The sequence below is a fragment of the Kocuria sp. ZOR0020 genome (assembly GCF_000800955.1).
GTDB lineage: Bacteria > Actinomycetota > Actinomycetes > Actinomycetales > Micrococcaceae > Kocuria > Kocuria subflava.
In genome coordinates, this window is record NZ_JROX01000090.1 from 1 (window position 1) to 6,539 (window position 6,539).

Here is a 6,539-nt window from a genome sequence, read left to right on the forward strand (position 1 = left end):
AGGTCCTCACCTATTCACGATGTAAACAACGTCCTGACCCAGTACATCTAGGTCACTGAGAGCCTTCGATGCCTTTCGGGCGCCACCGCCTTCGTCCCGCATCTTCAAACTGTGCCCGCGCGAGCAGCGCACCGTGCGCTGCTTGGCGACGTCATCGAGCGTGAAGCGGACCCTGCTCCCACAGTCCGGGCACTCGGTCTCCATCTTATCGGTCATTGCCTGCTCACCCTTCGTTAGGAATTACTAGCGACCATGATGCTCGCGGCTCCCGACAGTTTCGGAACTGACACGGCCAGTGGCCCGCCGTGCTCACCTGGACAGGGCCGCTGGCCTTAGCTATTTAAGATGTTGTTGATGCCGAGCACGATGACCACGGACACGGCGACCAATGAGATGAGCATGTTGAAGGCGAAGACGATGATAGTTGTCCGTCTGTCCTTCTGAGGTATGTGCTTGCGCCGGTAGATCACGTAGGAGTACAGCGTCAATAGCGGCGCGGCCCCGATGGCGACAAGTCCCATAAAGGCCGTCAGAATGATAAGACCGTACTGCTGGGTCTGGAACAGCTGCGCGATCGAGCCGAGCGTAACGGTGAACACCGCGATGACAGCTGCGCTATAGACATTGAGCGTGACGTCCTTCCAGAAGTCCACATCTACCAGCCATCGGACCGGAGCGAAAGGCGCATCGCTCAATTTGATGGAAGGAGCTTCCGGTTCTTCCTTCGCGGTGGACCCGGATGTTCCCGTCGTCGTATTCATGCGTAGGACTCTATCTAGAGACGCTCACGCGCTGGAGCGCTCCGTTCGGCCTTGATGGCCCTCCTTGACGGTGAACCGATTTGGTCGACCAGGGGGATTGTCTGTCGAGGTTGATCTGGCAGCGCACGGACACCGCGGGATGGATCACAAACTGCTAGATCGGGATGTCCCCCACATACGTCGACCGTCATGTCGCCGAATTGCGGCTATGACTGCCCGCCGCGCTGCGTCACTCCTCGTTCGTTCGAATTGTTGTCCGAGCGGAACATTCTTGTCTTTGGTGGTGGGTCGTGTCTTCCAAGCTGCTGACATCGCCGGTCCAGCTTCGGATCGCGCTGTGCGTACCAGCTCGCTGTACGCATTGCTGATCTGGGTATGCGCATGGAGGTCCAGAAGGGCGCAATAGTACGAGAGGCGGGATTGGATCTCACTGATCTGAGTCGTCACGTTTTGGCGAGATCCATTGGATCCGTCTCGCCTGCGGACCAAGTAGGGGGCTTCGAGATAGTCCTCGACGGCGCGCAGCGCCTCACTGTAGATGGTCGCGCGGCGTTCTTTGCGCGTGGTCGATTGTTGGATGCTGTAGCCGATGAGCGCGATGGCTGCGGCCAGGAATGCTGCAACGATGGTGGCGATGCCGTCCCCGCTGAGGGGTTCAATTATGACCATGGGATCGGACGCAGGAGTTGGCGTTGCCGTAGCAGCGGGGCTCGGCATAGGGGTTGGCGTGGTCATGGGGTGGGTCCTTGGTATCCATGGGGGGCCTCGAGGCCGAGCCAAATGCCGCGGTCATGTCCTCCGGTGTCGCGCCAGTACGTCTCGAAGAAAATGTGGTCGGCGGTAAGGCTGAGCAACTTGAGTAGTCCGTTGTCGGCAGTCCAACGTCTGTCCGGCGGATCACCCGGGTAGAAGAGACAGAGGCTGTCGTCTGGCATCCGGTGCGGTGACGGCAAACCTGGATCGGCATACACGCGTGGGTAGTCCTCGGCGCGTAGTCCGTAAGTCTCATATCGTGGTTGTGCGTCGAAGCGGACGGTGACGGGTACCGGCTCCGGTCGTCCCGGGATGTCGAGACCTTCGTGTCGGTAGAGGAGGTAGCCTGCGTGGAGCTCACTCCTCACGACATCCCCGTAGTAGCGTTTAGCGTCGCGCCGGAAGGGAAGCGTCCACGAGGATCGCGCCCCGTACCAGTCGGTCAAATTCCCCATGATCGGACGTTGTTCCGTTCCGTGCCGGCCGCAACCCCGGTCCCGGTGAGGAGCGCAGGGGTCCCATAGACCTGGGTGTCCTTCTTCTTCTGATCGGTGACCCGCCGGGCCTCTTCGTGGAGGACGGCGACCGGGCTAGGGGCCGGAAGCATGTCAGGGTCGTTGAAGAGCTTCGCGAGCTCGTCGTGTGCGAGCACTGGGTATCCGGCCGCCTCAAACTCGATGGCTCGGTCGAGGCGTTCAAGCGAACGGGTCAAGCGTCGCACAACCTCAGTCCGGGTCATTTGCTCGTTGAGCTTGATTGGGTTCTTGGCCACACGGGCGGGATCGGGGGTTTCGCTGATGGAGAGCTGCTCGATGGCGTACCGGAACCACTCACGCATCGCGGGAAGGAGAGTGGTGGGAGTGGTGATGCAGTCGAGGGCCAGTGCTTTGATGTTCCATGAGCACAAGGGCTTGCTGTTACGGCGATTCCAGTGCTTGATCAGGCGGACCACCCTGGCGAAGGTGGACTTAGTGGTCTGGTTGGCGGTCAGGACCAGTCCCGTGTGACGCTCAGGATGTGCGCGGTCCCAGCTCTGGAACCTGGGGATGTAGAGTCCTCGCGCGTCGGGGTTGTCGATCGCGACGATCACGTCGGCCGTGAAGTCGGGTTGTCCGGGCGCGACGGGGTTACGAAACCGGACGAGGATGGAGCGCTTGCGCCCTTCGACCTCGACGGCGAGGTCTCCGTAGTCCTCCTTGAGGCCCGTCCGGATCGCCTTCGCGGCGCGGTCCTTGAGCTGCTTCGGGCCCTGTTTGCCCGGCCCGTACGCGTTGTCGGGGTCCGGGACGACGACGCCGAGGTCGACGTCGGTCAACGGGGTAAGAGCGTCGCCGTGAGCGATGCTGCCGTTGACGTAGGTGCGGGCGCCGGGGAACTCGGTCCGGAGAGCCGAAGCTAGCGCGGAGCGTCGCTTGCGCGCCTCGGCCAGTTCGGGATCGGAGACCTCGATGCGGTGCCGCGCCTCCGTGAGGATCTGTTCGAGAGTTATCGTGCTGGTCATAGTAAATACGTCGTCTACCTTCTCACCGGATGCTGTGTTCTGGTGCTCCTCCCGGTGTAGGGAGCCCTCAGGAGCCTCGTGTTCTGATGCTCTACCAGGGACAGACGACGTAATTCGGATCGCCGTGCTGAATGGCGAGGTGGCCTAAGCGCAGTCGCGGCATTCAGCGCTGCCGGGGTCGAATTGATGGGTTGCTTTGACGAGATAGCACGTGGGGCAGGTCTTCTCCTTGAGTCTGAATCCGCAGTTGCATCGTCCGCACTCGGGACATTTGGGGGCGCCGCACTCGGTGCACGGGGATTCAAAGGATCGAAACTCGTGTCCGCATGACGGGTGTTCGCAGATCCGGTATGCACCTGTTGGACCGCGGTCGAATTTCGGGAGAGACAGATTCAGCCACGTGGCACGTTCGGTCACGGAGACGACGACGAGCATTCCGCCGATATCGGCCGCTTGTGCGTAAAGCCGCTGGCCTCGGATGCCATCGCGGTATACGAAATCGGTTTCGCCTTGTGCTGCACGTCTGCTGCTGCGAAGCGCAGCACGCACGATCCCCGCGTTGGACTGGTCGCCTCCTCGTCGAAGTGGGGGCAGCTCACGCGACGACGAAAAAACCACAACACCGCGTTCGTCGAGAAGCGTCACGTGCCCCGGCGTCTTGAGCTCGAGGGCAGTCCGTACGCAGATGGCGGCGCGGGAAGCGTTGGATGCTTCCCAAAGTGAGACGACCGAATGCGCGCTTGGCCCGCGGTCCCCTATGTGCTGTACGACCAGTTCCTTCGGGATAAGCACGGCAGAGGCGAACGAGTCACATGCAACGTCTTCAAGGGCGATTCCGCCATCGGGCTGCTGCGTTAGGCGATCCATCAACTCGAACACGCTCCGCTGGAGATGGTGCCCGAACTCATGGAGAGCTGTGAACGCCCGCCGCCCTGGACTGGCTGATTCCGCCACAGCCAATGTAGGAGGTTCGTGATCTTCCAGATAAACTCCAGCGACACTGCAGAGCGAGGCATCCGCCTCTGAGTCAGGAACAAGGCGGAGCGTGACATCAGCTCTCATCCCCAACGCCGCGATTGCGTCATGGAACAGATCAGTCCGCAGACCAGGTTCTGTCTCATCCAGGTAGCTGAGCATGTCGTTCACCTGCTCGATGACGGTGCTCCTCGGCACGGCGAGTGGACGCCTCGCATCATTCGCCATGGAGAGCCACCGAGAAGTATGTGTCTAGACGAAGATCCCAGTTGATGTTCTTCTGCGTACCCGTTTGTCTCGCGGCTAGTGCCCAGTTCTGATAGGCCACATCGCGGTAAGACGTTGATAAGTCAACGCCGCGTCGCTCTGCGACAGCTCGAACCTGGCGATGCCTGGACGGTTGGTCCAGGCGTGCAATGAGGTCTGACGGGGGGCTGGGATTGGCGGCCAGAAGCGCATCAGCTGGTCTATCCACCAGAGGGCTGAGTCGCTCTGCTTCGCTTCTAGTCAACGCCGCTTGTCCGCGCCAGAGCGCGAGGGCGCGTTGCGGCGCGACGTCGAGTGCAGTAGCGATCTCGCGCACACCGACATCGCGGAGAATCGTACTGAGCTGACCAGTGCCGGCCTCATACCAGCGGGCGGCTGCAAGAGCTTCAATGCTGTCCTCAATGGCAGCGCGGTAAAGACGAACCGGATGGGTGGAATTTGGATCTACGTCATAACTCGCCTTCGGGTCGATGATCGCCTCCAGCGTGTGTTGAGAAAGCTCACCTGCGAAGCGATCGAAGACAACACAAGGCAGGCGATGCGCTAATTCCGGCCATGCCACGAGCGGTACGCCGAGCGGGCTGGACGATTCCTCAATCACGACGGCGCTCTTGTCCGCATACTCAGTGTCCAGCGACAGGGGAGCCGCCTGAATACCTTCTTGGGTACCCAGGATCACGACGATTAAGTTCTCGTGGTCCCAGTCGGCTCGCCACACCTGCGAGGAGGTGATCTGGGGCTCCGGCCCATTCCACGCCTGCCGAAGCGCCGGCGGGACAGAAACCGATGATGCGGCTTCCTCAAGGCTCACTCGTCGCCTCGGAGTATCAGCGCTCATCTGTAACTCCTTCCCTGGGTCCTGACTCGTTGCCGGTCCCAATTAGGACAGACGACGTGATTCATTGCGCGCCACCGCCCATCTGAGCCAACATGAGCACGACCGCATCACGCTCGTCGTCGTCCACGGTCGCCATCCGGAGTCGTTCAACCAACGAGTCGGTGAGGGCCTGCGCAGTCGCGCGGCCGAGTCCCGTGACTGTGCAACGGACGGCGATCGACGCTCCAAGGCATGGAAGCAACGCGCGTTCCTGGACACTAAGCGTTGACCAGATGCCCCGGGCTCGCTCCGCTACTTCGGCTTCGGCGGTGGAATCCTCCGCGATCAATGCAGGGTCGGCGAGATCCTCATCGTCACGACCATGATCCAGACCATCAGGTTCGGTGAACCTGCCGTCCGGCAGTTCGATGAAGACAGGTGGCGAGATCAGGACGAACCGGGTTTCGATCACCCGGGCCAGGTCTTCATCGCGGACTGAACCGTCAGCATCGTCAATGACGACGTATGAGACTGCCGAGATGGCAGTGATGTTCTTCGCAGGCGTCTTGCCCGCCGTATTCCAGGTGAGGATCTGGTAGCCACGGACACGGGCCGCCGCCCGATGAAGCTGGTCGATGTCGCCTTGCCAGAGCGCTGCAGGGCCGTCCGATAATGCCCAAGCCTGGACTGTCTTCGAGATTGGCGGACGGACAAAGCGCCCATCCTCCCCAAGGATCGTGTCCAGCCGACGGCGGAGCTTGCCCCGCTCAGTACTTTTTGCCTGATCCTTCAGGAAGTTACCGATGGTAGCGAGGAGCAGGCGTTCCAACGAGGCCTGGCCTGTTGCCTTCACGAAGCAGGCAAGCACGAACACGCGACCACGCGCAGGGTTCTTCACAAACATGTCGGCAAGCAGGTCGTCAACCGCTTCATCGCACCACGAGTCGTACCCCTCGGGTGGCGGATACGAGGAAGACCGAGTCACCTGGGCGCCGAGCCTCCGAAGCAACGCGAGTGTCTTAGGGCCAGCTGCATCTCCGCGCCGCCCGATCTCGTCGAACGCGCTCATTCGGCCTCCTGCCGACAAGACTTCAATTCGCCTTTGCATCGTCTCACTCCTGGCACCGACAGCGCAGACGACACACTAGCTACCGACTCGTACGCGAAGGCGCCCGCGTGAGAGGTGGTTGTGGAATTGCCCCAATCCCCACGCCCGTAACCCGTTCGCTTCACAGTCAGGTGTGGCGAGGGTGCAAAGAGGGGCGACGATCATGAACATCCAAAGCATCCTCGAACGGTGTCTAGGCATGATGCGATAACACGACGTGTCGCAAGGCATGGGATGCGAGACGTCTCATGGTGTCCCCGGGTCGGTGTGTGAACCGCATCGATAAGTGGCGGTGTTCTGACGGAGCTAAACCTCGATCCACCGATCAGCGTCGCGGAGGGATCGGCGTTTTAACGT

At 61.1% G+C, this 6,539-nt stretch carries 6 protein-coding genes; all 6 read right to left on the minus strand.

Annotation, left to right across the window (positions count from 1 at the left end; genetic code table 11):
* Nucleotides 1-332 precede the first annotated feature (332 nt).
* Nucleotides 333-761, minus strand: coding sequence for a hypothetical protein (locus L979_RS06165; protein ID WP_156125446.1), 429 nt, complete (start codon nucleotides 759-761; stop codon nucleotides 333-335).
* 144 nt (nucleotides 762-905) lie between these two features.
* A complete protein-coding gene (locus L979_RS06170) occupies nucleotides 906-1,496 on the minus strand; it encodes a hypothetical protein (protein WP_052209580.1) in 591 nt (196 codons plus the stop codon).
* Between the two features lie 460 nt (nucleotides 1,497-1,956).
* A complete protein-coding gene (locus L979_RS06180) occupies nucleotides 1,957-3,015 on the minus strand; it encodes a nucleotidyltransferase (protein WP_047690510.1) in 1,059 nt (352 codons plus the stop codon).
* A 144-nt stretch (nucleotides 3,016-3,159) separates the two neighbouring features.
* A complete protein-coding gene (locus tag L979_RS17075; RefSeq protein ID WP_081993924.1) occupies nucleotides 3,160-4,218 on the minus strand; it encodes an ImmA/IrrE family metallo-endopeptidase in 1,059 nt (352 codons plus the stop codon).
* On the minus strand, nucleotides 4,208-5,095 hold the full coding sequence (locus L979_RS06190; protein ID WP_124109926.1) for a hypothetical protein: 888 nt from the start codon (nucleotides 5,093-5,095) through the stop codon (nucleotides 4,208-4,210). The genes L979_RS17075 and L979_RS06190 overlap by 11 nt, the downstream gene beginning before the upstream one ends.
* Nucleotides 5,096-5,156: 61 nt before the next feature.
* Nucleotides 5,157-6,143, minus strand: a complete 987-nt coding sequence (locus L979_RS06195; RefSeq protein ID WP_047690514.1) for a hypothetical protein — start codon at nucleotides 6,141-6,143, stop codon at nucleotides 5,157-5,159.
* Nucleotides 6,144-6,539 lie beyond the last annotated feature (396 nt).